Source organism: Actinocorallia libanotica, assembly GCF_039525175.1.
Lineage (GTDB): Bacteria > Actinomycetota > Actinomycetes > Streptosporangiales > Streptosporangiaceae > Actinocorallia > Actinocorallia libanotica.
The window spans coordinates 306,588-333,336 of sequence record NZ_BAAAHH010000001.1; the positions used below are offsets into that span (position 1 = coordinate 306,588).

The following is a 26,749-nucleotide window of genomic DNA, read 5'->3' on the forward strand; positions in this document are numbered from 1 at the left end:
AGGAGACGCCATGCGCAAGGAAGACATGATCCTGATCAGCGTCGATGACCACATCATCGAGCCGCCTGACATGTTCGTGAACCACCTGCCCGCCAAGTACAAGGACGACGCCCCCCGCCTGGTGCACCGCGACGACGGCACGGACGTGTGGCAGTTCCGCGACACGGTCATCCCCAACGCGGCGCTGAACGCGGTGGCGGGTCGGCCGAAGGAGGAGTACGGCCTGGAGCCGCAGGGCCTGGACGAGATCCGTCCGGGCTGCTACGACGTGCACGAGCGGGTGAAGGACATGAACGCCGGGGGGATCCTGGCGTCGATGAACTTCCCGTCCTTCCCGGGTTTCGCCGCGCGCCTGTTCGCGACCGAGGACGTGGACTTCTCGCTGGCGCTGGTGCGCGCCTACAACGACTGGCACATCGACGAGTGGTGCGGGGCCTATCCGGGCCGGTTCATCCCGATGGCGCTTCCGGCGATCTGGGACGCCGAGCTGTGCGCCGCCGAGGTGCGGCGGGTGGCGGACAAGGGCTGCCGTTCGCTGACCTTCACCGAGAACCCGGCCGCGCTGGGCTACCCGAGCTTCCACAGCGAGCACTGGGACCCGCTGTGGCGCGCCCTGACCGACACCGGCACGATCCTCAACGTGCACATCGGCTCGTCGGGCCGGCTCACGATCCCGGCGGTGGACTGCCCGCCGGACGTGATGATCACCCTCCAGCCGATGAACATCGTCTCGGCCGCCGCCGACCTCCTGTGGTCGCGGGTCATCAAGGAGTACCCGTCCATCAAGATCGCCCTGTCGGAGGGCGGGACCGGATGGATCCCCTACTTCCTGGAGCGGGTCGACCGCACCTTCGAGATGCACGCCACCTGGACGCTCCAGGACTTCGGCGGGAAGCTGCCCTCGGAGGTCTTCCGCGAGCACTTCCTGACCTGCTTCATCTCCGACCCGCTGGGCGTGCGGCTGCGCCACGAGATCGGCATCGACAACATCTGCTGGGAGGCCGACTACCCGCACAGCGACTCGATGTGGCCGGGCGCCCCGGAGGAGCTGCACGAGGTCCTGGAGCGCTACGAGGTGCCCGACGAGGACATCGACAAGATGACGCACGAGAACGCGATGCGCTGGTACTCCTTCGACCCGTTCGCCCACGTCCCGCGCGAACAGGCCACCGTCGGGGCGCTGCGGGCGGCGTCCGCCGACCACGACGTGTCCATCCGGTCCCGCAGCCACCGCATCATCGCCCCCGAGGAGAAGCTCGAAGGTTTCCGGCAGCGGGCCAGGGCCGCCACGAAGGCCGCTAAGTGAGCGATGTCGTGCTGACCGGGCAGGTCGGCAATGTGCTGGTGGTGACCCTGAACCGGCCCGAGGCGCGCAACGCCCTCGACACCGCGCTGATGGAGGAGCTCTCGGCGGTGCTGCGCGCCGCCGAGGCCGACACCGAGGTGCGGGCGATCGTGCTGACCGGCGCGGGGACGGTCTTCTGCGCGGGGCTCGACCTGAAGGCGTTCGCGGCCGGGGCGAGCATCAAGACGCTGGTGTGGTTCTTCCACCGCAGCGTCGCCACCCCGGTCGTCGCGGCGCTGAACGGCGCCGCGCTGGGCGGCGGCTTCGAGCTGATGCTCGCCTGCGACCTGGTCGTGGCGGCCGAGGGGGCGAAGCTGGGCATCACCGAGGTCAGGCGCGGCCTGTTCGCGGCGGGGGGCGGCACCGCGCTCTCCGCCCGCGTGCCCATGGCCCAGGCGCTGGAGCTGGGGCTGACCGGCGACCCGGTCACCGCGGAGCGGGCCCGCGAGATGGGCCTGGTGAACCGGGTGGTCCCGGCCGATCGGGTGCTGGCCGAGGCCGTGGGGCTGGCCGAGCGGATCGCGGAGAACGGTCCGCTCGGCGTCGCCATGACCAAGAAGCTGATGCGGGAGCGGCGGTGGTGCACGCCCGCGGAGGTCGACGAGGTCTTCAGGAGCGCGGACGCGGCGGAGGGGGCGCGGGCGTTCGCCGAACGCCGGCCGCCGGTATGGACGGGAAGGTGATCCGCTGATGGATTTCGAGCTGAACGAAGAGCAGCGGCTGTTCCGGCAGACGCTCAGGGACTTCGCCGAGAAGGAGATCATGCCGGTCGCGCCCGAGTGGGAGCGGACCGGCCGGTACCCCGCGGAGCTCGTCGAGAGCTTCAAGGAGTTCGGGCTGTACGGCCTGAACGTGCCCGAGGAGTACGGCGGGCTCGCCGCCGACCGCGTCTCCTACGCGCTGGCGTTCGAGGAGATCGCCCGCGCCTGGCTGGGCGCGGCCGGCCTGTTCGGGCCGCACTCGGTGGCCTGCTGGCTGGTGGCGCGCAACGGCACCCCGGAGCAGAAGGAGCGGTGGCTGCCCCGGATGGCGACCGGCGAGGTGCGTTCGGGCATCTGCCTGACCGAGCCGGGCGCCGGCACCGACCTGCAGGGCATCCGCACGACGGCGGTCCGGGACGGCGACCACTACGTGGTGTCGGGCGGCAAGACGTGGATCACCAACGCGCGGGTCGCCGGCATGTTCCCCGTCCTGGTCAAGACCGGAAAGGTGGACGGCGGGCACGAGGCGATGTCGGTGCTGCTCGTGGACACCTCCTCGCCGGGCTTCACCGTCACCCGCGACCTGCCCAAGATGGGTTACAAGGGCCCGGAGAGCAGCGAGCTCGTCCTGGACCAGGTGCGGGTGCCGGTGGAGAACCTCCTGGGCGGCGTGGAAGGCCGCGGCCTCCAGCAGGTGCTGGGCGGGCTGGAGATCGGCCGTATCAACATCGCGGCCCGCGCGGTCGGTGTGGCGCAGGCCGCCTACGACGCCGCGCTGGGCTATTCGCGGGAACGGGAGGCCTTCGGCAAGCCGATCTCGGGCTTCCAGGCGATCCAGCTGAAGCTCGCGGACATGGCCACCGAGATCCAGGCGGCGCGGCTGCTGACGTACTGGGCGGCCGCGAAGTCCGACTCCTCGGGCGGCCGCGTGGACATGGAGGCGGGCATGGCCAAGATGTACGCCTCCGAGGTCGCGATCAAGTGCTCCCTGGAGTCGATGCGCATCCACGGCGGCTACGGGTACTCGGCGGAGTTCGTCGTCGAGCGCCTGTACCGGGACGCGCCGCTCATGGCCATCGGTGAGGGCACCAACGACGTCCAGCGCCTGGTCATCGCCAAGGCGCTGGTCTCGGGCCAGGGGCGCCTGGGCTGGTAAGGCGCTCCCGCCGGGCGGGTGCGGGGCGGGCCTCCCGGTCGGGTGACGACCGGGAGGCCCGCGTTTTCTGGGCGACCGCTCAGCAAGGGATAAATTGATGGGTATGTGATGCTTGTCACGGCAGTTGACGTCGACTTAATGTGTGTTCGGTCGGTCACGGACGAACTCGTTGTTTTTGGACGGGATAGGGGCGGTATGGCTACGCGATCCATCGATATCGTCGGCCGGAGGAGCCGGGCGACCAACCCGGCCGACCTGGCCCCCAAGGGATTCCTGCGGCCGCGGATGGTGGTGGCGGCCTCCAGCAACGCCGAAGCGGTGCGCTTCGCGGGCGGCCTGATGTTCGACCGGGTGACGGCGGGCTGGGACGTCGTCGTCCTCACCATGGAGGGCGGAGACCCCCGCCCCCTGCAGATCCTGGGCGCCCGCCCCATCGACCTGGAGGCCGCGCTGGACTACCGGTTCAACGGCCGCCGCCCCCAGACCATCGCCATCGAGGCCGGACTGTACGACACCGACCCGCGCGTCCGCGGCCGCTTCGCGCGGGCGCTGGAGGACGCCGACTCCGAGATCCGGATCTGCGGCGACCGCCGGACGGAGTCCGCCGGCCCCGGCGCCTTCCGCCACCGGCTGAGCGCCGCCGCCCGCGCCTTCAAGGCCCAGGCGCTCGTCGCCGCGGCCGCCTCCGGGGCCGACGAGGTCGAAGAGGTCTTCCAGAGCGGGGACACGTTCTACCACTCCAAGAGCGCCTGACCTACGGGAAGGGGCCGGGAAGCCGTCGTGGAGGAGGCTTCCCGGCCCTTCGCGCGTCCGCCTCAGCCGCGCTTGCCCGGCCGGGGGAGGCGGACGGAGGGCAGCAGTGTCCGGAAGGAGCGGTGGCGCAGGGCGGAGGCGGTGACCCCGGAGCCGTAGGCGACGTCTTCAGCGAGCCGCAGAGCCGTGTAGCGGACGGGATCGAGTGCGGGCCTCCGGGTGAGCCACTCCAGGGCGATCGGGGCGAGCATGGCGGCGGCCGCGCCCCGGGCCAGGCGGGTGCGCCCGCCGGCCGCCAGGCACACCAGGCCCAGCGGCCACCACTCGCGGCGCAGCGCGTGGCCCAGAGCCGCGGCGTCGGCCACGACGCCCTTGCCGACGACCGACGCGCTCAGCGTCCGGCTTCCCGGCATCCCGGACAGGCTCCGGTCGAGCAGGGCCGCGGTGAGAACGGTGGAGGCGGCGGCGGGCAGCGGGCGGCCGAGGGCCAGGCAGCCCAGCGTGAGCAGATTCCAGCCCGACAGGTGCGCCGGGACCAGCCGTCCGGGATGGCGCTCGGCGAGCGCGGAGGCCGACGTCCCGTACTCGTGGCGGCGCCGCGCCCACGCCGCCGGAGCGAGCCGGGGAGTGTGGGCGACGCGGGCCTCCGGCTGGTAGCGCACGTTCAGGCCCCGGTCGGCGAGCCGCCAGACGAAGTCGACGTCCTCGCCGAGCCGCATGTCCTCGGCGAAGGGCAGGTCCGCCACCGCCTCCACCCGCACGATCAGCGTCGCGGTGGGCACGAACCCGAGTTTCGCCCCCGGCCGGACCAGCGCGGGCCGCGTCCCCATGTCGAGAGCCGACCGCACCGCCTCGTACCGCGCCATGACACCCGCGCCCCCGCCTTCCGGCACGACCCGGGGCGCGACCGCCGCCACCTTGGGATCGTCGAAATGCGGCATGAGCACGTCCAGCCACCCGGCCTCCGGACGGCAGTCGGAGTCCACGAACGCGACGAAAGGCGTCCGCGCCAGCCGCAGCCCCGTGTTGCGCGCGGCGGCCGGGCCCCGGTTGACCGCGTGCCGCTCCAACCGCGCCCCGTGCGCCTCCGCCACACGCCGCAGCGGCGCCGGGTCGGGCGAGCCGTCGTCCACGACGACCACCGGTACACCCTTGACCGCGGCCAGGCAGCGCTCCAGCTCGTCCGCCCTGCCGAAAGCGGGAACGACGACCGTCACCTCGTGCGGTCCAGGCCGGGGTGAAGGGACCGGGTGCGCGAAGCCGAGGTCGAGGAGCTGCCGCCCCAGCGCCCGTCCCATGGCGGACGAGACGGCCACCCCCTCGCCTCCCGCGCGCCGCCACTCCCGCAGGTACGGCCGGGCGGCCTCCTTGAGCCGCACGACCTTCCAAGGAGCACCGCCCGTGGCCACCAGGCCGTCGCCCCAGAAGGACGTCCCGGAGTCCAGCGCCACGCGGAAGCCCTCCGGCAGCGCGAAAGAACGCTTCACCGGTGCCCCGCAGGCTGCAGAAGCCGGCCGCGGGTGTCTGCGCGGTTCTCGGTGATCCGCCGGACGACGTCCGCGACCATCGCCTCCACGAGCTCGCGCCCCCGCTCCGCGGTGGCGCCGGTCGGATCTCCGAGCACCCCCGACGGGGAGACGCCGCGCACGCCGCGGGCGATCAGCTCCGGCATGAGCGCGGCGAGCGGCCGGGTGTCACCGGGCACGGCCGCGGCCGTGCGCACCAGCTCGGGCGCCAGGTGCAGCATCACCGAAGTCTCGGTGAACCCGGCGTGGGCGTCGCCTCCCGGCGCCTCGCAGGAGAGCCACCCGACGTCGTGGCCCTCGCCGCGCAGCTGCCCGACGGCCGAGCCGAGCGCGCGCACGTTCCCGCCGTGCCCGTTGACGAAGACCACCCGCCAGGCCCACGGGGTGAGCGAACGCACCATCTCGACGAGGACCACGTGCAGCGCCTCGTGCCCGATGGAGATCGTCCCGGGGAAGCCGCCGTGCTCGCCGCTGGCCCCGTACTCGACGGCGGGCGCCACCAGCACCGGCCCGGCCGTCTCCGGGGCCAGGGCGGCGGCCGTCCGTTCGGCGACGGCGCGCGCGATCACCGTGTCGGTGGAGAGCGGGAGGTGGGGCCCGTGCTGCTCGGTCGCACCGACCGGAACGAGCACCAGCCCGCCCACCGGCACCGACGGCCAGACCGACCCCGCCAGCCGTACGGCGGACTCCCCGCTCTCCCCGAGTGGTGCCACGTCAGCTCGCCGGCGCGTCTTCGACCGCTCCGCCGCCCAGCGTGACCTTGAAGTCGCGCGGGATGTGGAGGTCGGCGGGGGAGAGGTCGCGCACGCTGGAGTGGCCGAGGCCCAGGACGGCCGAGTCGAGGCCGCCGCGCATGATGTCCAGCACGTTCTCCACGCCGGCCTGCCCGTTGGCGGCGAGGCCCCACAGGTAGGCGCGGCCGATGAGGACGGCGCGGGCGCCCAGCGCGAGGGCCTTGGCGACGTCGCCGCCGCGCCGCACGCCGCCGTCCAGCAGCACCTCCACCTGGTCGCCGACGGCCTCGGCGATCGCGGGCAGGAGGCGGATGGTGGCCGGGGTGGTGTCGAGGTTGTTGCCGCCGTGGTTGGACACCGACAGCGCGGTGACGCCGATGTCGACGGCGCGCTTGGCGTCGTCGACGCGGGTGACGCCCTTGAGCAGGAAGGGCCCGCCCCACTCCTCACGCAGCCACTTGACGTCCTCCCAGGTGGGGGGAGGGGTCTGCATCCACTCGTAGTAGGCGCCGAAGAACGTGGGGGCCTCGCCGCCGGGCGGCTGGAGGTTGGGCGCGGTCAGGTCCGGGATCTTGCCGGTCCTGCCGAACCGCCACAGCCAGCCCGGCCGCGTCGCGACCTTGGGCGCCAGCTTCACCATGGTCTTGAGGTCGACCTTCTCGGGGATGGCGGGGCTGCCCCAGTCGCGGCCGTTGGAGAACGACCAGTCCAGGGTGGCGATGAGCGCCTTGGCGCCGGCCTTCTTCGCCCGCTCCATGCGCTGGGTCATCGCCTCGCGGGAGCCCGTCCAGTACATCTGGTAGAAGACGTTGGGGTTGGCGGCGCAGACGTCCTCCACCGACCGGCTCGCGAACGAGCTGAGCCCCATGATCACACCCCGGTTCGCGGCGGCGCGGGCCACCGCGACCTCGCCCTCGGGGTCCACGGCCTGCACGCCGGTCGGCGAGATCAGCACGGGGAAGGACGACTCCACCCCCATGATCGTGGTGGCCAGGTCGCGCTCGGCGTGGTGGCCCACGACCCGCGGCGCGAAGCCCAGGTCGGCGAAGGCCTTGGTGTTGTCGCTGATCGTGCGTCCGCGCTCGGACCCGGCGACCAGCGCGCCGTAGACCATGCCGGGCAGTCGCTTCTTGGCCCGCCTCTGGGCCTCGGCGACGGTCTCGAACCAGGTGTTGCTCATGGGACTCTCTTCACGGGGGAGGGGTCAGGAAAGACTCAGCCCGGCGAGGGGGTTCTCCTCGCAGGCGCTCACCGGCGGGCGCTCGGGGCGGCGGGTGCTGAGGGTGACGGGCACCGGCCGCGGCTTGCGGGTCGTGCGGCGGGAGTGGTCGGCGGACGGCTTGGGGATGTTCGCGCGGTCCTCGGGGCGCTGGGCGAGCAGCGTCTCGCCGTGGCCCTGGACGCACTCGGGGTCGGGGCCGTCCAGGGGGATGCCGGTGAAGAACTTCGCGGCCATGCAGCCGCCCTTGCAGGTGTCGTAGAAGGAGCAGGACGAGCAGGCGCCGCCCGTCTGCGGCTCGCGCAGGTCGCGGAACAGCTCCGACTCGCGCCAGACCCCGGCGAAGCCCCCGGTCTCCCGCACGTTCCCGGCGAGGAACTCGTCGTGGATGGCGAACGGGCAGGCGTACACGTCGCCGACGGGGTCGATCAGGCAGACGACCCGCCCGGCGCCGCACAGGTTCAGGCCCGGCAGGGCCTGGCCGTACGCCGACAGGTGGAAGAAGGAGTCGCCGGTCAGCACCTGGTCGCCGTTGGCCATCAGCCAGTCGTAGAGCTCGCGCTGCTGGGCGGGCAGCGGGTGCAGCTCGTCCCACACGTCGGCGCCGCGGCCGGACGGGCGCAGCCGGGTCAGCCGCAGCTGGGCTCCGTACCTGTCGGCGATCGCCTTGAACTCGTCCATCTGCGGGATGTTGTGGCGGGTGCACACGACCGACAGCTTGAAGTTCTTCATGCCCGCGTCGTGCAGGTTCTGCATGGCGCGGATCGCGGTGTCGTAGGAGCCGGGGCCGCGGACGGCGTCGTTGACCTCGGGCGTCGCGCCGTCGAGGGAGATCTGGACGTCGACGTAGTCGTTGGCGGCCAGGCGGCGGGCGGCCTCGGGGGTGATGCGCACGCCGTTGGTGGAGAACTTCACGCCCACGCTGTGCGAGGTGGCGTAGTCCAGCAGCTCCCAGAAGTCCGGGCGCACGGTCGGCTCGCCGCCGCCGATGTTGACGTAGAAGACCTGCATCGCCTGGAGCTCGTCGATGACGGCCTTGCACTCGTCGGTGGACAGCTCGCGCGGGTCGCGGCGGCCGGAGCTGGACAGGCAGTGCTCGCACGCCAGGTTGCAGGCGTAGGTCAGCTCCCAGGTCAGGCAGATGGGGGAGTTCAGCCCGTACTCGAACAGGTCGACCAGCCGGGGGCTCCGGTCGGGCGCGACGGTCATGGGGCGGTCCTTTCGACGACCATGGACGACTGGACGAGCGCCGACAGCGCTGCGTTGTAGCGGGGCAGGTCCGGGTCGGTGACGCCCGCCGCCGCGCAGGCGGCGCGGGCCGAGGGGGCGTCGCGCAGGCCGTTCACGACCTCCAGCAGCGTCCGGTCCTTGAGGAACGACAGCTTGCGGGTGCCGAAGTGGTACAGCAGCGCCCCGAAGGGTTCGGGCCGCACCGAGACCTGCGGGTGCAGGTCCCAGGCGCGATCCAAGTCGATCTTTGACATACCGGGCGGTCTTAGTAGACGCCGCACATGCCGTCGATCGAGACCTCCTCGATCAGCGACTCGACGACGGCGTCCTCGTTCTCCAGGGGGGCGTGCGCCTCGTTCATGGTGTCTCCTCTCGTGTTCACCGCCGGACCGTGAGATGCGCTTCACACCGGCGCGGCTCGGAGGCATACTAAATGCATCGAGTGTCGAAAAGGAAGGCCGGCCATGGGGCACCCCGACATCCTGGTGGTCGGCGCGGGCGGGAGCGGGGCGGTGCTGGCGGCACGGCTCAGCGAGGACCCCGGCCGCACGGTGCTCGTCCTGGAGGAGGGGCCGGTGCCCCCGGAGCTCCCCCCGGAACTACTGGACGCGCGGGTCGTCCCCGGCGCGCAGCCCGGCAGCGAGTTCGTCCGCCACCACCCCGCGCACCTCACCCCCGACCGGCCGTACGCGGCGCCCCGGGGCCGGATCCTCGGCGGCTCCACCACCGTGAACGGCGGCTACTTCATCCGGGCCCGGCGCGAGGACTTCGACCGCTGGGCGGCGGCCGCCGGCGACCCGCGCTGGTCGTACGAGCGGGTGCTGCCGCTCCTGCGCGGCCTGGAACACGACCTCGACCTGGGAGCCGGGCCGCTGCACGGCGACCGGGGGCCGGTCCGGGTCGCCCGCACCGACCTGAGCCACCCCGCCGCCGAGGCCTTCCGCGCCGCCGCCAAGGAGCTCGGCTTCCCCGAGGAGCTCGACAAGAACGCCCAGGACGCCCCCGGCTTCGGGCCCGTCCCCTCGAACTCCGTCGGCGGGCGGCGGATCAACACCGGCCTGTCCTACCTGGCCGCGGCGGCGGGCCGCCCCAATCTCACCGTGCTGGGCGACCACGCGGTGCGCGCGGTGCTGGTCTCCGGCGGCCGCGCGACGGGAGTGGTGGTCGAGCACGCCGGGCGGAGGAGCGCGGTGGAGGCCGGGGAGGTCATCCTCTGCGCGGGCGCCTTCGGTTCCCCGCACCTGCTGCACCTGTCGGGGATCGGCCCGGCGGAGGACCTCGCGCGGCTGGGCGTCCCCGTCGTCCAGGACCTTCCCGCCGTCGGGGCCGTGCTCGGCGACCACCCGCAGGTGGTGCTGGAGTGGACGCCGCGCCGCCCGATGGCGGCTCCGGTCGGCACCTGGATCGGCGGAGCGCTGCACACGACGTCCTCCGGCGGCGAGCACCCGGGCGACCTGGAGATCCTGCAGTCCCTCGTGCCGCTGACCGCGCTGATCGGGGGGACGGCGGCCCCCGGCGCCCCGCTGGCCTTCCTCGTCTCGGACCAGGCGCCGCGCGTCCGCGGCGGGCTGCGCACGGAATCGGCGGACCCGGACGTCGCGCCGCGCATCGACTACGGCTACCTGGAGGCCGAGGACGACCGGCGGCGGCTCCGCGAAGCGGTACGGACGACGGCCGCGCTGATCGCCTCGCCCGTCTTCGCCGAGCTCTCCTCGGGCCTGCTGGAGCCGGGCCCCGCCGTCCTCGGCGACGACCGGGCCCTCGACGCCTGGATCCGCTCCCGGATCGGCACCTCCCAGCACACCTGCGGCACCGTCCCGATGGGCGGGGCCGTGGACGGCCAGGGGCGGGTGCACGGCGTGCGCGGGCTGCGCGTCGCCGACACCTCGATCCTGCCCGCCGCCCCCCTACGGGGCCCCGCCGCCACCGCCGTCCTCATCGGGGAGATCGTCGCCGCTGCCGTGCTCCGCGGCGCCGGCTGAGGCCAGTCCCTCGCCGGTGCGGCGGATGGCCTCGTCGACCAGCGCGGAGAGCTCCGCCTCCGGATCGGCGGCCAGCCAGTGCTCGTACGCGGCGATCGCGGCGGCCAGCACGGTGTGCCCGGCGAGCCTGGGGAACATCGCGGACGGCGGCAGCCCGGACCGCTCGGCCACGAAGCCCTGGACGATCCGCCGCCACGAGTTGTAGCGCAGCGTCGCGTCCGCCTGCAGCGTCGGCACCCGCAGGATGAGCTCCATGCGCTGGCGGTGCCAGGGCACGTCCTCGGTGTCGAAGCGGTTGAACTCCACGACGGCCTCGCGCAGCGCGGTCATCATCGGCCGGCCCGGGTCCGCCTCGGCCAGCAGCTCCCGCAGCCGCTGCAGGTGCGCCTCGAAGTCCCCCCACACCAGGTCGTTCTTGGAGGCGAAGTAGCGGAAGAACGTCCTTCGCCCGATCCCCGCGGCCCCCGCGATGTCGTCGACCGTGGTCTCGTCGAAGCCCTGCCGCGCGAACAGCTCGAAGGCCAGCCGCTCCAGTTCCGCCCGCGACGTCGCCTTCGGTCTGCCCATGACCGGCTGCCGCCCGCCGCTCCCTCTCCCTGCCACGACTCCAGGGTGTCACGAAGGGACGGCGGCTCGGCGGCAACTCCCGACATCCAAGGGTTGTGTGTGGTTATGTGACGGGGTGATTGATTCGGATGATCTTGTCGTTGGCCGGTACCGGCTGACGGCGCTGTTGGGCGAGGGCGGCATGGGGGAGGTCTGGCGCGCCCGGGACGAGCAGCTGGACCGGGACGTGGCGGTCAAACGGCTGCGGGTGCCGCCGGAGTTCGGCAGGACGGAGTCCGCGCACCGGATCGCCCGGATGGAACGCGAGGCACGGGCCGCGGGCGTGCTGCGGCACCGGGGCATCGTCACCGTCCACGACCAGTTCACCGACGCGAAGGGCACGCCCTGGATCGTCATGGAGTACGTCCCCGGCCGGTCCCTCGCCCAGGTCATCGGAGACGGCGGGAGGCTCTCACCCGAGCGGACCGCCCGGATCGGCGCGCAGATCGCGGACGCCCTGGCCGCGGCACACGCGGCGGGCGTCGTCCACCGCGACATCAAACCCGCCAACATCCTGCTGGACGGGGACCGGACGGTCCTCACCGACTTCGGCATCGCCGCCTTCGAGGGGGCCACCACGCTCACCGCCGAGGGCAGCCTCATGGGAACCCCCGCCTACATGTCGCCGGAGCAGGTCAACGGAGACCGCGGCACCCCCGCCTCCGACCTGTGGTCGCTCGGCGCCACCCTCTACCACGCGGTCGAAGGGCAACAGGCCTTCCAGGGCCCCAACATGGCCGTGACCCTTCTGGCGGTCCACCGCGGCGTCCCCGCGCCCATGGTCCACGCCGGCCCGCTCGAACCGGTCCTGCGCAGCCTGATGTCCAAGGACCCCGCCCACCGGCCCACCGCGGCAGAGGCGGCGGCCAGGCTCTCCGCCCCCGACAGGTCCCTCCTTCCGACCGTGCCGGGCGCGCCTCCTTCCGCCGGACGGTCCCCGCTCACCCGCCGCCGTCTGCTGATCGCCCTGGGAGCCGCCGGCGCGGCCGTCGCCCTCCCGGCCGCCTACTACGCCTTCGACGAGGAGGCGCCGTCCCGCAAGACGGGCGCCCCTGCGCCAGCGTCGACGCCGAGCGCCCCGCCGTCGTCCTGGAGATCCCCTGCACGGGACGGAAAGCCCCTGACCAGGTCCGGAGACGTCTCGTCCGTGGTCTTCAGCCCCGACGGCCGGCTCCTCGCCGTGGCGACCGACACCCCGCGAGGCGACAGCGTGCAGCTGTGGGACGTGGCCGCCCGCACCATGCAGAGCGAGTTCGCCAACGCCTCCGACGACCGAGCCAGCGCCGACGGCCAGATCCTCAGGCTGGCCTTCAGCCGGGACGGCCGGATCCTCGCCGCCGCGGACCTGGAGGGAACGGTACGGATGTGGGACATGAGGTCCCGCACGGAGTTCGGGATGCCGCTCGAGCACGCCGGAACGGTCAGGGACATCGCGTTCGGCCCGGACGGCGGGCTCCTGGCCACCGTCGGCAAGGACAAGCTGGTGCGGTTGTGGGACCTGACCACCTATCAGGTCGTCCGCACCCTCGACCCGCGGTTCCGGCACCTCGAGATCACCGCGGTGGCGTTCAGCCCGAAGGACGACCTTCTCGCGGTGGGAAGCGAGGAGGTCGTGCGGCTGTGGGACCTGGGCACCGGCGCCACCCGGACCCTGAAGGCCGAAGGGGTGATCGGGCAGTTGGCGTTCAGCCCCGACGGCAGGCTGCTGGCCGCTGGAGGCAGCGGGGAGAGCGGGACCATGATGGTGTGGGACGTGGCCTCCCGCACCCGGCTGAAGCTTCCCTTCAAGGGCGCCGCCAAGTACGAGTACATCGCCTCCGTCGCGTTCAGCCCGGACGGTGGGACCCTCGCCGCGGGCAGCAGCGACAACGTGCTGTGGCTATGGGACGTGGCCACCGGTGAACGGCTGGGGAAGCCGCTCGCCCACTCCGGCACCGTGGAGGCCGTGGCCTTCAGCCCGACCGGAGGGCTGCTGGCCACCGGCACGGGGATCGGCGAGGGCGCGGTCCGCCTGTGGCGTTCCTGAATCCGCTCCGCCGACCCCGACGCCTGTCGGCATATCGCCCAGAATGTCATTGTTTGATGTGAGAACGTGCTTATCACCAGGGGATGGGTGAGGGGCAGGGAGATGTGTCCTTCGCGCATAGACCGGCGGGCGGCCTGTGGCCAGTGTGGGAGGCGCCGACCATCCCCCCTGGAGTGAGCATGAGACTCGCTGGATCCCTCGCGCGATCGGCGCCGGCCGTCGCCCTCGCCTCCACGGCCCTCGTCGGGACGGCTTTCGCCTCGGCTCCGGAAGCGGAGCCCGTGGTGTCCCGAGGAGTGGCCGTCCCCGTCTTCTACGACCCGCCCGCCGAGCTGCCGTCCGCCAACGGCGCGCTGATCCGCACCGAGCCGCTGCCCCTCGGCCTGAGCCTGCCGGGGCTGGACGGACGTCCGCTGCCCGGCACGGCGACGCGGCTGATGTACAGGTCCACCGACTCCAACGGGCTGCCCGTGGCGGTGACCGGCGCCTACATCGAGCCGTCGGCGGCCTGGCCGGGCGGAGGTCCCCGCCCGCTGGTGGCGGTGGCCTCGGGCACCATGGGGCAGGGCGACCAGTGCGCGCCCTCGTTCGCCCTCCAGCACCCGGCGACGCTGACGGGCGACACCATCTCGGTCGCCTACGAGGACCTGGCCATCTACCGCCTCCTGTCGACCGGTGCGGCGGTCGTCGTCACCGACTATGTGGGCCTGGGCGCGACCGACCGGCTCCACACCTACGTCAACCGCCTCGACGGGGCGCACGCCCTGCTGGACGCCGCCCGCGCGGCGCGCGCCGTGCCCGGGGCTTCGGTCACCTCCGCCTCCCGCGTCGGCCTGTACGGCTACAGCCAGGGCGGCGGCGCCACCGCCGCGGCCGCCGAACTCCAGCCCTCCTACGCGCCGGACGTCAAGCTGGCCGGCGCCTACTCCGGCGCGCCGCCCGCCGACCTGACCGCGGTCATGAAGGGCATCGACGGCAGCGCCCTGGCCGGCGCGCTCGGCTGGTCGATCAACGGCTTCGTCCAGGCGTCGCCCGCCCTGGGCGGGATCGTCGAGGCCAACACCAACGCCGCCGGGCGGGCCGCGCTCGAGGACCTGTCCACCATGTGCGTCGGCGACGCGATCCTCGGTTACGCCTTCCAGTCGAGCAAGCGGTGGACCACCAGCGGCGAGTCCCTCGCCGCCGTCATCGCGGCCGAGCCCGAGGCGCAGGCCGTCCTGGACGCGCAGCGCATCGGGGACCTCAAGCCCGCGGTCCCGGTGCGGGTGGCCAGCGGCACCCAGGACGACATCGTGCCGCACGCGCAGTCCCGCCGGCTCGCCGTGGACTGGTGCCGCAAGGGCGCGAACGTCACCTACGTGCCGGTCGTCCTGCCGAACCTCGGAGACAAGATCCTCACCAACCACGTGACACCGCTCATCACCGACCAGAGCAGCGCGGTGGGCTGGCTGGCCGACCGCCTCGCGGGCAGGTCGGCGTCCTCCCAGTGCTGGAAGCTGCCCCTCCAGCCCTGACGGACCGCACCGTCCGGACGGGCCCCGCCGCGGCACCGCGGCGGGGCCCGCGCCGTGCCGTCACCCGCCGGAGCGGAGGAGGGCGAGGAAGGCCTGGAAGAGGCCGGACATGTCGATCTCGTCGGGGGACAGGAGCCACTGGAGCTGCAGGCCGTCCATGACGGCGAAGAGCAGGGGGGCCGCCTGCTCGGGGGTGACGCCGCCGGGGAGGGAGTCGCCGAGCTCGGCGCGGATCACCTGCGTCATCCAGGCGCGGGAGCCGCCGTAGCGTTCGCGGAAGAACGCGGCGGCGGGGTGGCCGTCCAGGACGCTCTCGGCGGACAGCACGGTGAAGGACTGGACGATGCCGCGGCGCTGCTCGTTGTACTCGACGATCGCGGCGACGGTGTCGAGGGTGATGCGGCCGCTCTCGCCGGGCAGCGTGATGAGGTCGAGGTTGCGCTCGTCCCGCAGCCGCAGGACCTCGGCGAGCAGCCTGTCCTTGCTGGGGAAGTAGTGGAGCACGCCCTGCTGGGTGAGCCCGACGCGCTCGGCGACGGCCGCGATCGAGGCGCCGGTGTAGCCGCGCTCGGCGAAGACCTCCAGCGCCGCCAGCAGGATCTCCTCGCGACGGTTCATGTCCGGCATCCTAATCGGGTAACGAAAAAATAACATGAGCTACCTGTTGCTCGGTAGGTGGGCTTACTATTCCGACATATCGCGCAACCGTCACTGAGGAGCCGCTCATGCACCCCCACGACCAGATCCCGGTGGAGGCCAGGGCGCGGCTGCTGGCCGGACGGGACATGTGGAGCCTGCCCGCCGTGCCGGAACTCGGCTTCGACGGCCTCGTCATGTCCGACGGGCCCATCGGCGTGCGCGGCACCCGGTGGTCGGCCGCCGACCCGTCGATCGCGCTGCCCAGCCCCACCGCGCTGGCCGCCACCTGGGACACCGCCCTCGTCCGCCGGGCGGGCGGGCTCCTCGCCGCGGAGGCGCGGCGCAAGGGGGTGCGGGTGCTGCTGGCCCCGACCGTCAACCTGCACCGCTCACCGCTGGGCGGACGGCACTTCGAATGCTTCTCCGAGGACCCGCTGCTCACCGGCGAACTGGCCGCCGGCTTCGTCCAGGGCGTGCAGTCCGGCGGGGTCGCGGTGACCGTCAAGCACTTCGTGGCCAACGACTTCGAGACCGAGCGCATGACGGCCGACGTCGTGGTGTCCGAACGGGCGCTGCGCGAGCTGTACCTGCTGCCGTTCGAGATCGTCGTCCGCAAGGCGTCCCCGTACGGGATCATGACGGCCTACAACGGCGTCAACGGCACCACCATGAGCGAGCACGGCGAGCTCGTCAACGGAGTGCTGCGCGGCGAATGGGGCTTCGACGGATTCGTGGTGTCCGACTGGTTCGGCGCGCGCGACACCGTCCGGGCCGCGCTCGGCGGCCTGGACGTCGCGATGCCCGGCCCCGACACGGTGTACGGGCCCGCGCTGGCCGAGGCCGTGCGCGCCGGGGAGGTGCCCGAGGAGGTGCTCGACGAGCACGTCCAGCGGGTGCTGGAACTGGCACGGCGCACGTCCGTCGATGCGGACCTCCCCGAGGTGGACGGGCAGGCCCTCGCCCGCGAGATCGCCGCCCGCTCGTTCACCCTGCTGCGCAACGAGGGCGTCCTGCCGCTCGAGGGCTCCCCGCGCGTCGCGCTGATCGGCGGGCTCGCCAAGGAGGCGCGCGTCATGGGCGGCGGCAGCGCGCAGGTCTTCCCCTCGCACGTCGTCTCCCCGCTGGAAGGGCTGCGAAGCGCCGGGCTCGACGTGGTGTACGCGCGCGGCGCCGACCCGAGCACGCGGCTCAACCCCGCCTCTTTCCCTCTGCTGACCACCGCCTACGCCGAGGACGGGACGGTCCTGGGCGAGTTCCCCCAGCCGGACGGCTCGCTGCAGTGGGTCGGCCAGATGCCCGAAGGCGTCGACCACACCGTGCTCGGCTCCGTCGCCATGCGCGGCGCCTTCACCCCCGACGAGAGCGGCGACCACCTGATCGCGATCGAGGGCGTCGGGGCCTTCCGCCTCGCGGTCGGCGGTGACGTCCTGTTCGACGGCACCATCGCCCCCGAGAGCGACGACCCGTTCGCCGCGTTCTTCTTCGCCCCGCAGAAGGTGTTCTCCGTGCCGCTCCAGGAGGGCGTGGAGGTGGAGATCGAGCTGGTGCACCGGATCGCGCGGGGCGAGATGCCCGTGCCGTTCGTCGGCTTCGCCCTGGTGCACCGCGACCCCACCGCCGACCCCGACACCCTGCTGGCCGAGGCGGAGCCCGCCGCCGCTGCCTCCGACCTCGCGGTCGTGGTCGTCGGCACGTCCAAGGAGGTCGAGAGCGAGGGCTTCGACCGCACCTCGCTGCGGCTGCCCGGCCGCCAGGACGAGCTGGTCCGCCGGGTCGCCGCCGCCAACCCCCGCACGATCGTCGTGGTCAACGCCGGCTCCCCCGTCGAGATGCCCTGGCGCCATGACGCCGCCGCCGTCCTGCTCACCTGGTTCCCCGGCCAGGAGGCCGGGCACGCCCTCGCCGACGTCCTCACCGGCCGCGCCGAGCCCGGCGGCCGCCTCCCCACCACCTGGCCCGCCGTCTTGGAGGACTGCCCCGTCACCGACGTCACCCCCGTCGACGGCACCATGCGCTACGACGAGGGCGTCTTCATCGGCTACCGCGCCTGGCAGCGCTCCGGCGCCGTCCCGGCCTACGAGTTCGGCTCCGGCCTGGGCTACACCACCTGGACGTACGAGAAGGCCGTCCACGAGGAGGGCGTGCTGCACGTGACCCTGCGCAACACCGGCCCCCGCCCCGGCCGCGAGGTCGTCCAGACCTACCTGGCCCCCGCGTCCCCGGACGAGACCCGCCCTTCCCGTTGGCTGGCCGCCTTCGCCGTGGCCGAAGCCGCCCCCGGCGAGTCCGTCACCGTCACCCTGCCCCTCCCCGAACGCGCCTTCTGCGTCTGGCAGGACGGCGCCTGGGTCCCCGCTCCCGGCGACCACGTCCTCCACACCGGACATTCCCTGACCGACACGCCCCTCACCACCCGCCTCGACCGATCCTGATCCGCCGAACGCCGCCGCCACGGCGAGGCCACGACGGTCCCGGTCACCGTTCCCCGAAGAATTCCCGGAGGTCCCCGGCCAGCAGGTCCGGGGCCTCCAGGGCCGGGAAGTGGCCGCCCCGTTCGAACTCGGTCCAGCGCACCACGTGGTGTGATCTCTCGGCCAGGGGGCGGACCGAGAAATCGGTGGGGAACACCGCGACCGCGGTCGGCACCGAGCCGCGCGGCTTCGGCGCCCACATCCCGGGGTCGTTGAACCGCTCGAAGTAGGTGTGCGCGGCGGGGCCCGCCGTGCCGGTGAACCAGTAGACGCTCACGTCGGTGAGGATGTCGTCCCGGTCCGCCGCCTCATGGGGCAGTGCGACGGCGGGGTCCGTCCACTCCTTGAACTTCTCCACGATCCAGGCGAGCTGGCCGGAGGGGCTGTCGTGCAGCGCGGCGGCGATGGTCTGCGGCCGGGTGCCCTGGAGCCGCATGTACGCGCTCTGATCCTCCTGCCACCGCTTCATCGCGGCGAGCCGGCCGCGTTCCCGCTCGTTCAACGAACCCATCACGGCGGGATCGTCCTCGGGGAAGGTGAGCAGGGCGTTGACGTGGACGCCGATGACGCGCTCCGGAGCGATCCGTCCCATCAGCGGCGCGATGAGCGCTCCGACGTCACCGCCGTGCACGCCGTAGCGCTCGTAGCCGAGGCGCGGCATCAGCTCGGCGAGCGCCGCCGCGGTGCTGCCGTCGGTCCAGCCGGCGGAGGGGGGCGGGCCGGAGAAGCCGTAACCGGGCAGGGACGGGATCACCAGATGAAAGGCGTCGGCGGGGTCGCCGCCGTGCGCCGCGGGGTCGGTGAGCGGGCCGACCAGTTCGAGGAACCCGGCGAATGATCCGGGCCAGCCGTGCAGGAGCAGGAGGGGGACGGCCCCCGGCTCGGCGGAACGCACGTGCAGGAAGTGGAGGCGGGTGCCGCCGGCCGTGGTGGTGAACTGGGGGAGTTCGTTGAGTTCCTTCTCCCGTGCACGCCAATCGAAGCCGTCGGCCCAGTAGCAGGCGAGTTCGCGCAGGTAGCCGGTCGGAACGCCGCGCTCCCAGCCGGTTCCGGGAAGCTCCGGGGCCCAGCGGGTGCGGCGCAGCCGATCGCGAAGATCGTCGAGGTCCTGCTGGGGGATCTCGATGCGGAACGGTGTGATCGAGGAAGTGGCGTTATCGCTCATGTCCCGGACGCTAACGACGATCGGTGTCAGCTCCTGGCACCAATGGCGGCACATAATGAATCCCGTGTTGGACACCTCCGCCCGGCTGCTCCGCCTGCTCTCCCTCCTGCAGTCCCGCGCGGACTGGACCGGCGCGGAGCTCGCCGAGCGGCTGGGCGTCGGACTGCGCACGGTGCGCCGTGACGTCGGCCGGCTGCGCGAACTGGGCTACCCGGTCGACGCGGCCCCCGGGGCGGCGGGCGGATACCGGCTCGGCTCCGGCACGGCCCTGCCGCCTCTGCTGCTCGACGACGAGGAGGCGGTGGCGGTGACGATCAGCCTGCGCACGGCGGCCACGGGCAGCGTCACCGGGCTGGGGGAGCCGGCGCTGCGGGCGTTGGCCAAGCTCCAGCAGGTGCTGCCCTCCCGGCTGCGGCACCGGGTCACCGCGTTCCGGTCATCGGTCGTGCCGCTCACCGGAGCGGCCGCCGAGACCGTGGACGCCGCCCTGCCCGCCGCGATCGCCGCGGCCTGCCGGGACCACCGCCGGATCCGGCTGCGCCACCGGCGGGGGGAGCAGGAGCAGGTCCGCGAGGTGGAGCCGTACCGGCTGGTGCACACCCCGCACCGCTGGTACCTCCTGGCGTGGGACACGGGCAGAGAGGACTGGCGGACGTTCCGCGCCGACCGGATCATGTCCCCGCTCGGGCAGCCGGGGGCCCGCTTCACCCCGCGTCCGCTGCCGCACGAGGACGCCGCGGCCTACGTCTCCACGTCGATCAGCGTGGCTCCCTACGCCCATCGGGCGCGCATCCTCTTCCACGCGCCCCTGGCGGAGGTCGCCCCGCACACCTCGCCGACCGCGGGCCGTCTGGAGGCCGTCGACGGGCACAGCTGCGTGTTCCACGCGGGCTCGGACTCCCTGCGGGAGATCGCCGTCCACGTCGCGGCCAAGGGCTTCGACTTCGAGGTGCTCGACCCGCCGGAGCTGGTCCCGGTGCTCCTCGAGGTCGCGGAGAGGCTGCGCCGTGCCGCTGATGGATCCCGTCCGCACGGTCCGGGTACCGCCGCCGGTTCCTGACGGCGGCACCCGGGGCGCGGGTCAGCGGGCGCGGTTCACGGCGGCGAGGACGGCGTGGACCGAGGCGGTCAGGAGCGAGGTGTCCCGGCCGGCGCCCCAGCGGACGGCGCCGTCGACCTCGCAGCGGGCGTAGGCGACGGCCGGGCTGTCGGGGCCGGAGCGGACGGCGTGCTCGGCGTAGTCGAGGACGTCGACGGTCACGCCCACCGCGGCCAGGGCGTCGGTGAAGGCGGCGAGGGGGCCGTTGCCGGTGCCGGTGAGCTTGTGCTCGGTGCCGTCCGCCGCGTGCAGACCGTCCTGGGTCCGGAGAACACAGTGGAATTCGTGTTCGCCGGGGGACGGCTCACCGGTCCGCCAGTCGCCCAGGGTCCACGGGCCGTCGGCCGCGGGGGAGAGGTAGGTGGCGCGGAACAGGTTCCACAGGTCGTCGGGGGTGGCCTCGGCGCCGGTGCCGTCGGTGAGGCGCTGCACCTCGCGGGAGAAGTCGATCTGCAGGCCGCGCGGCAGGTCCAGGCCGTGGTGGGTGTGCAGCAGGTAGGCGACGCCGCCCTTGCCGGACTGGCTGTTGACGCGGATGACGGCCTCGTAGTCGCGGCCCACGTCCGCCGGGTCGATCGGCAGGTACGGGACCGCCCACGGGGCCTGGTCCTCGGGGACGCCCAGCTCGGCGGCGCGGGCGGCGTGGTGGGCGAAGCCCTTCTTGATGGCGTCCTGGTGGGTGCCGGAGAACGCCGTGTAGACCAGTTCGCCCGCGTACGGGTGGCGCGGGTGGACGGGCAGCCGGTTGCAGTGCTCGACCGTCCGCCGGATCTCGTCGACGTCCGAGAAGTCGATCATCGGGTCGACGCCCTGGGCGTGCAGGTTGAGGGCGAGGGTGACCAGGTCGACGTTGCCCGTGCGCTCCCCGTTGCCGAACAGGCAGCCCTCGACGCGCTGCGCGCCCGCCAGGACGGCCAGCTCCGCGCAGGCCACGCCGGTGCCGCGGTCGTTGTGCGGGTGCACCGACAGGATCACCCCGTCGCGCCGCTCCAGGTGGCGGTCCATGTACTCGATCTGGTCGGCGTAGACGTTGGGCGAGGCGATCTCGACGGTCGCCGGGAGGTTGTGCACGACGGGCCGGTCGGGGCAGGCGTCCCACAGCCCGCTGAGCCCGTTGCAGACCTCCAGCACGAAGTCCGGCTCGGTCAGGTTGAACACCTCGGGCGAGAACTCGAACCGCACGGGCCGCCCCTCGCCGAGCCGCGCCACCAGCTCGGCGGCCTCGCGGACCATCCGGTGGACCTCGGCGCGGCTCTGCCCGAGCACCACGTCCCGCCAGGTCGGCGCCGTCGCGGTGTACAGGTGCACCAGCGCGCGGGGCAGCCCCTCGATGGAGGCGAAGGTCCGCTCGATGAGGTCGGCCCGCGCGGGGGTGAACACCGAGACCGTCAGGTCCTCCGGCAGGTCGTCGGAGGCGGCCAGGTGCCGGACGAAGTCGAAGTCCGTCTGGCTGGCCGACGGGTAGCCGACCTCGATCTCCTTGTAGCCCATGGCCGTCATCAGGTCGAACATCCGCCGCTTGCGCGGGGTGTCCATGGGCTCCACCAGTGCCTGGTTGCCGTCCCGCAGGTCGACCGGCACCCACAGGGGCGCCCGCTCCAGCCGCCGCCGCGGCCAGTCCCGCTCGGCCAGGGGCAGCTCTACCCGCTCGTGCACGGCGCGGTACCGGTGGCTCGGCATCGCGCTGTGCCGCTGAGGGTTCCAGGAGGGGGCGTCGGCGGGCACGGGGCCGGACGGGGTGCGGATCTTCGACGCGCGGTGGCTGGGCGCGGACATACCGCTGAAAGACATGCTTCGTGTTTCCTTCTTCGCAAGCCGGACGACCGGCGCAGCACCGAACCCCGCGGAGGGGTGCCGGTCGTTTCAGGCCCCGCCGCGGCGGTCGAGAAGAAGGAGTCCACGAAGACGCATGACCGGGACCCTAGACCTCCGCGCCCTTCGCCGCAACCGGCCGCCTCCGCCGCCCGGACCGCCAAGGCGGGGCAAGAAACCGGCAACGGCACGCCATGTCCTTCGTGATTCGAACATGTGATCGAGTCTGTTGGGTAGGTTACGGGACGTGCTGAGAGATGAACCGATCGTCGCGGAGACCGACCCGTCCGGGGCTCCGAAGAGCATCATCCGCAGGGGCCGCCGCTACCGCGTGCGCGTCCTGGACATCTGGCAGGCCCCCGGCGGGGCACGCCTGTACCGGCTGCAGGCCCGCGCCGAGAACGGCGCGTGCGCCGTCGTCGAGGTGCGGCGCACGGGAGCCGTCTTCCGTCTGTCCCGCTGGTGGGACTGACGGCCACCGATGAGAGGAGTGCCGGTATCCGATGAACGACATCAGAGCCATAGCCCTGCGCGACGCCGACCGGGACTTCGGTCTGCGGTCGCTGTTCTCCCTGGCCGGAGCCGGCGACGGCGCCCAGGTCATCGTCTGCGTGGGCGACACCGGGCTGGAGCATCTGCCGCTGGACTTCGCCGCGCTCGAGGTCTGGGCGAGGGCGACGGGGGTGCCGAAGGCGGGGCCGGGCGCGGTCCTGGGCGTGGCCGTCTACGGTGACCTCGCCGTCTCGGGCTGGATCATCAACGCCGAACGCGACTCCGGCCCGTTCCTGTGGGTGCGCGGCGACGTCCGGGCGGGCGGCTTCGCCACCGCGGGCAGCGAGGTCCGCGTCGAAGGCGCCCTGGAGGTGGCGCGCACGTTCGCCGGCGTCCGCGGCCGGACGGTCGTCGGGGGCGACACCGGCGTCCTGGCCGCGCCGGTCCGGGAGGAGGCCCTCCGCCCGGTCCGGCCCCGGCGGAGGCCGGTCAGCTGGGGTCTCGTCCGGACGCGGTGAGCGCGGCGCGGCGGACGGCCGGGGAGTGGTGCGCGGCCAGCCGGGACCTGACGGCGGCGGGGCAGGCGGGGTTGGCGGCCACGGCCACCAGGGTGTTCTGGTAGCGCGAGCCGGCCAGGGCGCGCAGCGTCCTCGCGTCGCGGGTCAGCTCCGCGAGGATCTCCTCGGCCATCGCGGGGACGCGCTCGGAGGGGGCCAGGTCGTCCTCGGCCACGGGCAGCTCCCCGGGCGCGCGGCGGCGGGCCTGCTCCTCCCAGTCGGCCAGGCCCTCGGGGGAGAGCGTCGCCGTCAGGCGGCCGAGGCGGGGGTCCATGGAGATCTCCAGCCGGATCAGCTCCAGGTCGGCCAGGGTCCAGTCCTCGGACGGAGGATCGTCGCTCATCGCGCGGCGGACGGCCGCCGGCCGTGGACGAGGATGTCGAAGACCGTCCCGACGGCCGCGGCGAGGGCGTGGGCGTGGCGGGTCCACATGCGCTCGGCCATGGGCGGAGCATACCCAAGGAGCACACGATGCACTTGGTGGCATCGGATGACGAGGTGGCTCGTTAGGTGCCCCGCCTCCGCGGCGACGCCCGGTCCTGACTCCTCATTCGGGACGACGCATCCGCGCCGGTGGCGTGGCCGCGGCGGTGTAGCGGCGGGCGAGGCGGGCGAAGGCGGCCGCGAGTTCGGGTGGTCCGACGACCTCGATGTCGGCGTCGAACCTGCCGACGTCGGCGGCGAGGGCGGTCCACGACCAGGAGCCCAGGACGAGGCGGGAGCGGTTCGGGCCGAGTTCCTCGACGAGGCCCTCGCGGGTGTAGCGGAGGACGGTGGACGCGGGGAGGTCGAGGATCACCTCGCCTCGGCAGGGCCGGCCGCCGGATGCGCCGGAGCCCTGGAACCTGCCGGTGATGAAGGCGGCGACGTCGCCTCCAGGCGGTTGCCGCGGGGTGAAGCGGGGGCCCGTGGGAACGCGGGGGGCGATCCGGTCGGCGCGGAAGATGCGCCAGTCGTCGCGGTCGAGGTCCCAGGCGACGAGGTACCAGCGTCCGCCCCAGGTGACGAGGTGGTGGGGCTGCACCCGGCGCGGAGGTGCCTGCGCGGGGGCGCCGTCGGCTCCCGCGTAGTCGAAGCGCAGCACTTCGCGGGCGTGGACGGCGGCGCTGAGCGCCATGAGCACGCCGCCGTCGACGCGCGGGCCCGTCGGGGAGGCGGGCCGCTCGACGGCGGTGACCCGGAGGGCGTCGACGCGGTGGCGCAGCCGCGCGGGCATGACCTGCCGGATGGTGTGCAGCGCGCGTGCCGCGCCCTCCTCGACGCCGGCGCCGGTGGCGGCGACGGTCTGGAGCGCGATGGCGAGGGCGACCGCCTGGTCGTCGTCGAACAGCAGCGGAGGCAGTTCCGCGCCGGCGTCGAGCCGGTATCCGCCGTCGGGTCCTTTGACGGCCAGGACGCGGTAGCCGAGCTCGCGCAGGCGCTCGACGTCGCGGCGCACGGTGCGCGGGCTGACGTCGAGCCGTTCGGCCAGCAGCGACCCCGGCCAGTCACGGCGCGCCTGGAGCAGGGAGAGCAGCGACAGCAGTCGCGCTGAGGTCTTCGGCATGCCTCCGATATTGCCCTGAGAAGCGGACACTACCTGGCCTCTTCACCTGCGACTGTCTTCCCGTGTCCGACGACGCGAACGATCGAAAGGAAACGACCGCCATGCCCCTTTCCCCTTCCACCCTCGACACCGAGCGCGCCGAGCTGCTCGCCGCGCTCGCGACCGCGCGGTCGGCGCTGACCGCCGCCGTGCGCGGTCTCGACGACGAGCAGGCCGCCGCGCGCCCCACGGCCAGCGCGCTGTGCCCGGGCGGCCTGGTCAAGCACGTGGCCTCCATGGAGGAGCAGTGGATGCGCTTCGTGGTCGAGGGCCCCTCGGCGATGCCCCACGACCTGCCCGAAGGCGTCACCTGGGAGGACTTCGCGGCCGGTACCGCCCGCGAGTTCCCGCAGTGGGCGATCGACCACCAGAACGGCTTCCGGATGGAACCCGGTGAGACCCTGGCCCAGGTCGTCGAGCGCTACGAGCGGATCGCCGCCCGCAGCGCGGAGGTCATCGCCGCCGTCCCCGACCTGTCGGCGGCCCACCCGCTGCCGGAGGCCCCCTGGCACGAGCCGGGAGCGGTGCGCAGCGTGCGCGGCGTGCTCCTGCACCTCATCGCCGAGACCGCCCAGCACGCCGGGCACGCCGACATCCTCCGCGAGACGCTCGACGGCCGGACGGCGAGCTGACCCGTCCCGGGCGGACCGGGTCCGTCCAGACCCGGTCCGCCCCGGCCGGCCGGCTGCGGTGCCGCTCGGGCCGTTCCGTCACGTGGCGGCGGCCAGGGGCGCGGCGGTGGTGCGCGGGAGCAGCTGGACGAGGCAGGCGAGGACGAGGGCGGCGGCGATGAGGTAGACCAGCCCGTGCTGGAAGGCGTGGGGGACGCCGCCGGGCAGGGCGCCGTAGAAGACGATGCCCACGATGCCCACGCCGAGCGCCCCGCCCACCTGCTGGGTCGCGGTGAGCATGCCCGCGGCGGCTCCGGCGTGCCGGGGGGAGACCCTGGCCAGGACGGTGCCCATGATCGGGGAGAGGGCCAGGCCCATGCCGACGCCGTCGAGGGCCAGTGCGGGGACCAGCCAGCCGAGCGGCGCGTCCAGGTGGACGGCGAGCAGGACGAGGCCCAGCCCGGCGGCCCGGGTCAGCCCGCCGAGCGCGATGGCCTGGCGGCCGAGGCGCGCGGCGAGCCGGGGCGCGAGCGACGAGGCCGCCAGGTAGCCGATCCCGATCGGCGTGAAGACCAGTCCGGCCTGGAGGGCGTCCAGGCCGCGGCCCTCCTGGACGTAGAGGGCGAAGACCAGGAAGTAGGCGGCCATGCCCATGGTGAAGGCGAGCTGGGTGAGCAGGCCGACGGTGAACGCGCGCTCGCGGAACAGGGACAGGTCGATCAGCGGCGAGGTGTGGCGCCGCCGGGCGTAGCCGAGGAGGAGCGCGGCCGCCGCGGCGAACGACGCCCACGTCCACCACGGCCAGCCCTGCTCGCGGCCCTCGATCAGGGGCAGGAGGGCCGCGGTCAGGGCGAGGGTGACCAGGACGGCGCCGCCGAGGTCCAGGCGCGCGGCGCCGTCCTGCCGGCTCTCGGGGACCATGCGCCGGGTCAGCGCCAGGGCGATCGCGCCGATCGGCAGATTGACCAGGAAGCAGGCGCGCCAGCCCGCCCCGAACAGGTCGGCGCGGATGAGCAGGCCGCCGATGAGCTGGCCGAACACCGCGGCCATGCCCATCGTCAGCGCGTAGAGGTTGACGGCCCTGACCTGGGCGGCGCCGCTGTAGGAGGTGCGCAGGACGGCCAGCACCTGCGGGGCCAGCAGGGCGGCCGCCGCGCCCTGGACGACACGGGCGGCGACCAGCGTCGCCGCGTCGGGGCTCAGGCCGCACACGGCCGAGGCGAGCGTGAACAGGCCCAGCCCGAGCGCGAACATCCGGCGGCGGCCGAAGACGTCGCCGAGCCGCCCGCCCAGGATGAGGAGCGAGCCGTACGCCAGCCCGTACCCGGCGACGGTCCACTGGACGGCGGAGGCGCTCGCGTGCAGGTCGCTCTGGATGGGGGGAACGGCGACGTTGACGATGAAGAAGTCGAGGATCGTGATGAACACGCCGGTCAGCACGACGGGGAGGGTTCCCGCGCGAACCATGGCAGCTCCTGTAGATAGAACGTTCGGTATACGCGGGAGATCATTAGATAGAACGGTTG

The 26,749-nt window shown here is 73.3% G+C and carries 25 protein-coding genes; 12 read left to right on the forward strand and 13 right to left on the reverse strand.

Annotation, left to right across the window (positions count from 1 at the left end; genetic code table 11):
• Positions 1-10 precede the first annotated feature (10 nt).
• The 4 genes from ABD140_RS01625 (at position 11) to ABD140_RS01640 (ending at position 3,955) form a co-directional block, all read left to right on the forward strand.
• A complete protein-coding gene (locus ABD140_RS01625) occupies positions 11-1,306 on the forward strand; it encodes an amidohydrolase family protein (protein WP_344235866.1) in 1,296 nt (431 codons plus the stop codon).
• Complete coding sequence (locus ABD140_RS01630) at positions 1,303-2,028, forward strand: enoyl-CoA hydratase-related protein (RefSeq protein ID WP_344235869.1); 726 nt, start codon at positions 1,303-1,305, stop codon at positions 2,026-2,028. Before ABD140_RS01625 ends, ABD140_RS01630 begins: the two co-directional genes overlap by 4 nt.
• A gap of 7 nt (positions 2,029-2,035) precedes the next feature.
• On the forward strand, positions 2,036-3,202 hold the full coding sequence (locus ABD140_RS01635; protein ID WP_344235871.1) for an acyl-CoA dehydrogenase family protein: 1,167 nt from the start codon (positions 2,036-2,038) through the stop codon (positions 3,200-3,202).
• 195 nt (positions 3,203-3,397) lie between these two features.
• Positions 3,398-3,955 (forward strand): hypothetical protein, encoded by a 558-nt coding sequence (locus tag ABD140_RS01640; protein WP_344235873.1) that lies wholly within the window; start codon positions 3,398-3,400, stop codon positions 3,953-3,955.
• 62 nt (positions 3,956-4,017) lie between these two features.
• Here ABD140_RS01640 and mftF read toward each other — a convergent pair whose 3' ends face one another.
• The 6 genes from mftF to mftA are packed head-to-tail and all read right to left on the reverse strand — an operon-like array spanning position 4,018 to position 9,025.
• Complete coding sequence (mftF, locus tag ABD140_RS01645) at positions 4,018-5,442, reverse strand: mycofactocin biosynthesis glycosyltransferase MftF (protein ID WP_344235875.1); 1,425 nt, start codon at positions 5,440-5,442, stop codon at positions 4,018-4,020.
• Complete coding sequence (gene mftE, locus ABD140_RS01650; protein WP_344235877.1) at positions 5,439-6,194, reverse strand: mycofactocin biosynthesis peptidyl-dipeptidase MftE; 756 nt, start codon at positions 6,192-6,194, stop codon at positions 5,439-5,441. The genes mftF and mftE overlap by 4 nt, the downstream gene beginning before the upstream one ends.
• 1 nt (position 6,195) lies before the next feature.
• Positions 6,196-7,395: a pre-mycofactocin synthase MftD gene (mftD, locus tag ABD140_RS01655; protein ID WP_344235879.1), complete on the reverse strand. Its 1,200-nt coding sequence runs from the start codon at positions 7,393-7,395 to the stop codon at positions 6,196-6,198.
• A 24-nt stretch (positions 7,396-7,419) separates the two neighbouring features.
• Complete coding sequence (gene mftC / locus ABD140_RS01660) at positions 7,420-8,643, reverse strand: mycofactocin radical SAM maturase (RefSeq protein ID WP_344235881.1); 1,224 nt, start codon at positions 8,641-8,643, stop codon at positions 7,420-7,422.
• Positions 8,640-8,918: a mycofactocin biosynthesis chaperone MftB gene (gene mftB, locus ABD140_RS01665; RefSeq protein WP_344235883.1), complete on the reverse strand. Its 279-nt coding sequence runs from the start codon at positions 8,916-8,918 to the stop codon at positions 8,640-8,642. Before mftB ends, mftC begins: the two co-directional genes overlap by 4 nt.
• A gap of 11 nt (positions 8,919-8,929) precedes the next feature.
• Complete coding sequence (gene mftA, locus ABD140_RS01670) at positions 8,930-9,025, reverse strand: mycofactocin precursor MftA (RefSeq protein ID WP_344235885.1); 96 nt, start codon at positions 9,023-9,025, stop codon at positions 8,930-8,932.
• A 103-nt stretch (positions 9,026-9,128) separates the two neighbouring features.
• Here mftA and mftG point away from each other — a divergent pair, with 103 nt between their 5' ends.
• Positions 9,129-10,646, forward strand: coding sequence for a mycofactocin dehydrogenase MftG (gene mftG / locus ABD140_RS01675; protein WP_344235887.1), 1,518 nt, complete (start codon positions 9,129-9,131; stop codon positions 10,644-10,646).
• Here mftG and mftR read toward each other — a convergent pair.
• Entirely contained in the window at positions 10,572-11,213 is a 642-nt protein-coding gene (gene mftR, locus ABD140_RS01680; RefSeq protein WP_344235889.1) for a mycofactocin system transcriptional regulator, read from the reverse strand. The genes mftG and mftR overlap by 75 nt on opposite strands.
• A 115-nt stretch (positions 11,214-11,328) precedes the next feature.
• On the opposite strand from mftR, the gene ABD140_RS01685 reads away from it, so the two are divergent.
• Together ABD140_RS01685 and ABD140_RS01690 are read left to right on the forward strand one after the other, a co-directional pair.
• Complete coding sequence (locus ABD140_RS01685; protein ID WP_344235891.1) at positions 11,329-13,278, forward strand: WD40 repeat domain-containing serine/threonine protein kinase; 1,950 nt, start codon at positions 11,329-11,331, stop codon at positions 13,276-13,278.
• Positions 13,279-13,457: 179 nt separating this feature from the next.
• Positions 13,458-14,792, forward strand: a complete 1,335-nt coding sequence (locus ABD140_RS01690) for a lipase family protein (protein WP_344235893.1) — start codon at positions 13,458-13,460, stop codon at positions 14,790-14,792.
• Between the two features lie 60 nt (positions 14,793-14,852).
• On the opposite strand, the gene ABD140_RS01695 is transcribed toward ABD140_RS01690, so the two are convergent.
• A complete protein-coding gene (locus ABD140_RS01695; RefSeq protein ID WP_344235895.1) occupies positions 14,853-15,410 on the reverse strand; it encodes a TetR/AcrR family transcriptional regulator in 558 nt (185 codons plus the stop codon).
• A gap of 107 nt (positions 15,411-15,517) precedes the next feature.
• Between ABD140_RS01695 and ABD140_RS01700 the strand changes: the two genes are divergently transcribed.
• The gene (locus ABD140_RS01700; RefSeq protein ID WP_344235897.1) at positions 15,518-17,863 is read left to right on the forward strand and encodes a beta-glucosidase family protein; all 2,346 of its coding nucleotides are present in this window, start codon (positions 15,518-15,520) and stop codon (positions 17,861-17,863) included.
• A gap of 43 nt (positions 17,864-17,906) precedes the next feature.
• Here the strand turns inward: ABD140_RS01700 and ABD140_RS01705 are convergent, their stop codons facing one another.
• Positions 17,907-19,067: an epoxide hydrolase family protein gene (locus ABD140_RS01705; protein WP_344235899.1), complete on the reverse strand. Its 1,161-nt coding sequence runs from the start codon at positions 19,065-19,067 to the stop codon at positions 17,907-17,909.
• A gap of 64 nt (positions 19,068-19,131) precedes the next feature.
• Between ABD140_RS01705 and ABD140_RS01710 the strand changes: the two genes are divergently transcribed.
• Positions 19,132-20,127 carry a helix-turn-helix transcriptional regulator gene (locus tag ABD140_RS01710; RefSeq protein WP_344235901.1) on the forward strand — a complete coding sequence of 332 codons (996 nt, stop codon included), beginning with the start codon at positions 19,132-19,134 and terminating at the stop codon, positions 20,125-20,127.
• A 21-nt stretch (positions 20,128-20,148) separates the two neighbouring features.
• Here ABD140_RS01710 and leuA read toward each other — a convergent pair whose 3' ends face one another.
• Complete coding sequence (gene leuA, locus ABD140_RS01715) at positions 20,149-21,846, reverse strand: 2-isopropylmalate synthase (protein WP_344236421.1); 1,698 nt, start codon at positions 21,844-21,846, stop codon at positions 20,149-20,151.
• A gap of 379 nt (positions 21,847-22,225) precedes the next feature.
• Between leuA and ABD140_RS01720 the strand changes: the two genes are divergently transcribed.
• Both ABD140_RS01720 and ABD140_RS01725 read left to right on the forward strand, forming a co-directional pair.
• Positions 22,226-22,450 carry a hypothetical protein gene (locus ABD140_RS01720; protein ID WP_344235903.1) on the forward strand — a complete coding sequence of 75 codons (225 nt, stop codon included), beginning with the start codon at positions 22,226-22,228 and terminating at the stop codon, positions 22,448-22,450.
• Between the two features lie 31 nt (positions 22,451-22,481).
• On the forward strand, positions 22,482-22,988 hold the full coding sequence (locus ABD140_RS01725) for a hypothetical protein (RefSeq protein ID WP_344235905.1): 507 nt from the start codon (positions 22,482-22,484) through the stop codon (positions 22,986-22,988).
• On the opposite strand, the gene ABD140_RS01730 is transcribed toward ABD140_RS01725, so the two are convergent.
• Positions 22,960-23,370, reverse strand: coding sequence for a hypothetical protein (locus tag ABD140_RS01730; protein ID WP_344235907.1), 411 nt, complete (start codon positions 23,368-23,370; stop codon positions 22,960-22,962). The two genes, ABD140_RS01725 and ABD140_RS01730, sit on opposite strands and share 29 nt — an antisense overlap.
• A 204-nt stretch (positions 23,371-23,574) precedes the next feature.
• Complete coding sequence (locus ABD140_RS01735) at positions 23,575-24,573, reverse strand: helix-turn-helix transcriptional regulator (RefSeq protein ID WP_344235909.1); 999 nt, start codon at positions 24,571-24,573, stop codon at positions 23,575-23,577.
• A gap of 101 nt (positions 24,574-24,674) precedes the next feature.
• Between ABD140_RS01735 and ABD140_RS01740 the strand changes: the two genes are divergently transcribed.
• On the forward strand, positions 24,675-25,244 hold the full coding sequence (locus ABD140_RS01740; protein WP_344235911.1) for a DinB family protein: 570 nt from the start codon (positions 24,675-24,677) through the stop codon (positions 25,242-25,244).
• A 78-nt stretch (positions 25,245-25,322) separates the two neighbouring features.
• On the opposite strand, the gene ABD140_RS01745 is transcribed toward ABD140_RS01740, so the two are convergent.
• Positions 25,323-26,690, reverse strand: coding sequence for an MFS transporter (locus ABD140_RS01745; protein WP_344235913.1), 1,368 nt, complete (start codon positions 26,688-26,690; stop codon positions 25,323-25,325).
• Between the last annotated feature and the right edge of the window lie 59 nt (positions 26,691-26,749).

Bases quoted from the DNA above. Each gene is read 5' to 3' on its own strand.
- ABD140_RS01625 (WP_344235866.1), top strand. From the start codon at position 11: ATGCGCAAGGAAGACATGATCCTGATCAGCGTCGATGACCACATCATC.
- ABD140_RS01635 (WP_344235871.1), top strand. From the start codon at position 2,036: ATGGATTTCGAGCTGAACGAAGAGCAGCGGCTGTTCCGGCAGACGCTC.
- ABD140_RS01640 (WP_344235873.1), top strand. From the start codon at position 3,398: ATGGCTACGCGATCCATCGATATCGTCGGCCGGAGGAGCCGGGCGACC.
- mftD (WP_344235879.1), bottom strand. From the start codon at position 7,395: ATGAGCAACACCTGGTTCGAGACCGTCGCCGAGGCCCAGAGGCGGGCC.
- mftC (WP_344235881.1), bottom strand. From the start codon at position 8,643: ATGACCGTCGCGCCCGACCGGAGCCCCCGGCTGGTCGACCTGTTCGAG.
- mftB (WP_344235883.1), bottom strand. From the start codon at position 8,918: ATGTCAAAGATCGACTTGGATCGCGCCTGGGACCTGCACCCGCAGGTC.
- mftA (WP_344235885.1), bottom strand. From the start codon at position 9,025: ATGAACGAGGCGCACGCCCCCCTGGAGAACGAGGACGCCGTCGTCGAG.
- mftG (WP_344235887.1), top strand. From the start codon at position 9,129: ATGGGGCACCCCGACATCCTGGTGGTCGGCGCGGGCGGGAGCGGGGCG.
- mftR (WP_344235889.1), bottom strand. From the start codon at position 11,213: ATGGGCAGACCGAAGGCGACGTCGCGGGCGGAACTGGAGCGGCTGGCC.
- ABD140_RS01690 (WP_344235893.1), top strand. From the start codon at position 13,458: ATGAGACTCGCTGGATCCCTCGCGCGATCGGCGCCGGCCGTCGCCCTC.
- ABD140_RS01695 (WP_344235895.1), bottom strand. From the start codon at position 15,410: ATGAACCGTCGCGAGGAGATCCTGCTGGCGGCGCTGGAGGTCTTCGCC.
- ABD140_RS01700 (WP_344235897.1), top strand. From the start codon at position 15,518: ATGCACCCCCACGACCAGATCCCGGTGGAGGCCAGGGCGCGGCTGCTG.
- ABD140_RS01705 (WP_344235899.1), bottom strand. From the start codon at position 19,067: ATGAGCGATAACGCCACTTCCTCGATCACACCGTTCCGCATCGAGATC.
- leuA (WP_344236421.1), bottom strand. From the start codon at position 21,846: ATGCCGAGCCACCGGTACCGCGCCGTGCACGAGCGGGTAGAGCTGCCC.
- ABD140_RS01725 (WP_344235905.1), top strand. From the start codon at position 22,482: ATGAACGACATCAGAGCCATAGCCCTGCGCGACGCCGACCGGGACTTC.
- ABD140_RS01730 (WP_344235907.1), bottom strand. From the start codon at position 23,370: ATGAGCGACGATCCTCCGTCCGAGGACTGGACCCTGGCCGACCTGGAG.
- ABD140_RS01735 (WP_344235909.1), bottom strand. From the start codon at position 24,573: ATGCCGAAGACCTCAGCGCGACTGCTGTCGCTGCTCTCCCTGCTCCAG.
- ABD140_RS01740 (WP_344235911.1), top strand. From the start codon at position 24,675: ATGCCCCTTTCCCCTTCCACCCTCGACACCGAGCGCGCCGAGCTGCTC.
- ABD140_RS01745 (WP_344235913.1), bottom strand. From the start codon at position 26,690: ATGGTTCGCGCGGGAACCCTCCCCGTCGTGCTGACCGGCGTGTTCATC.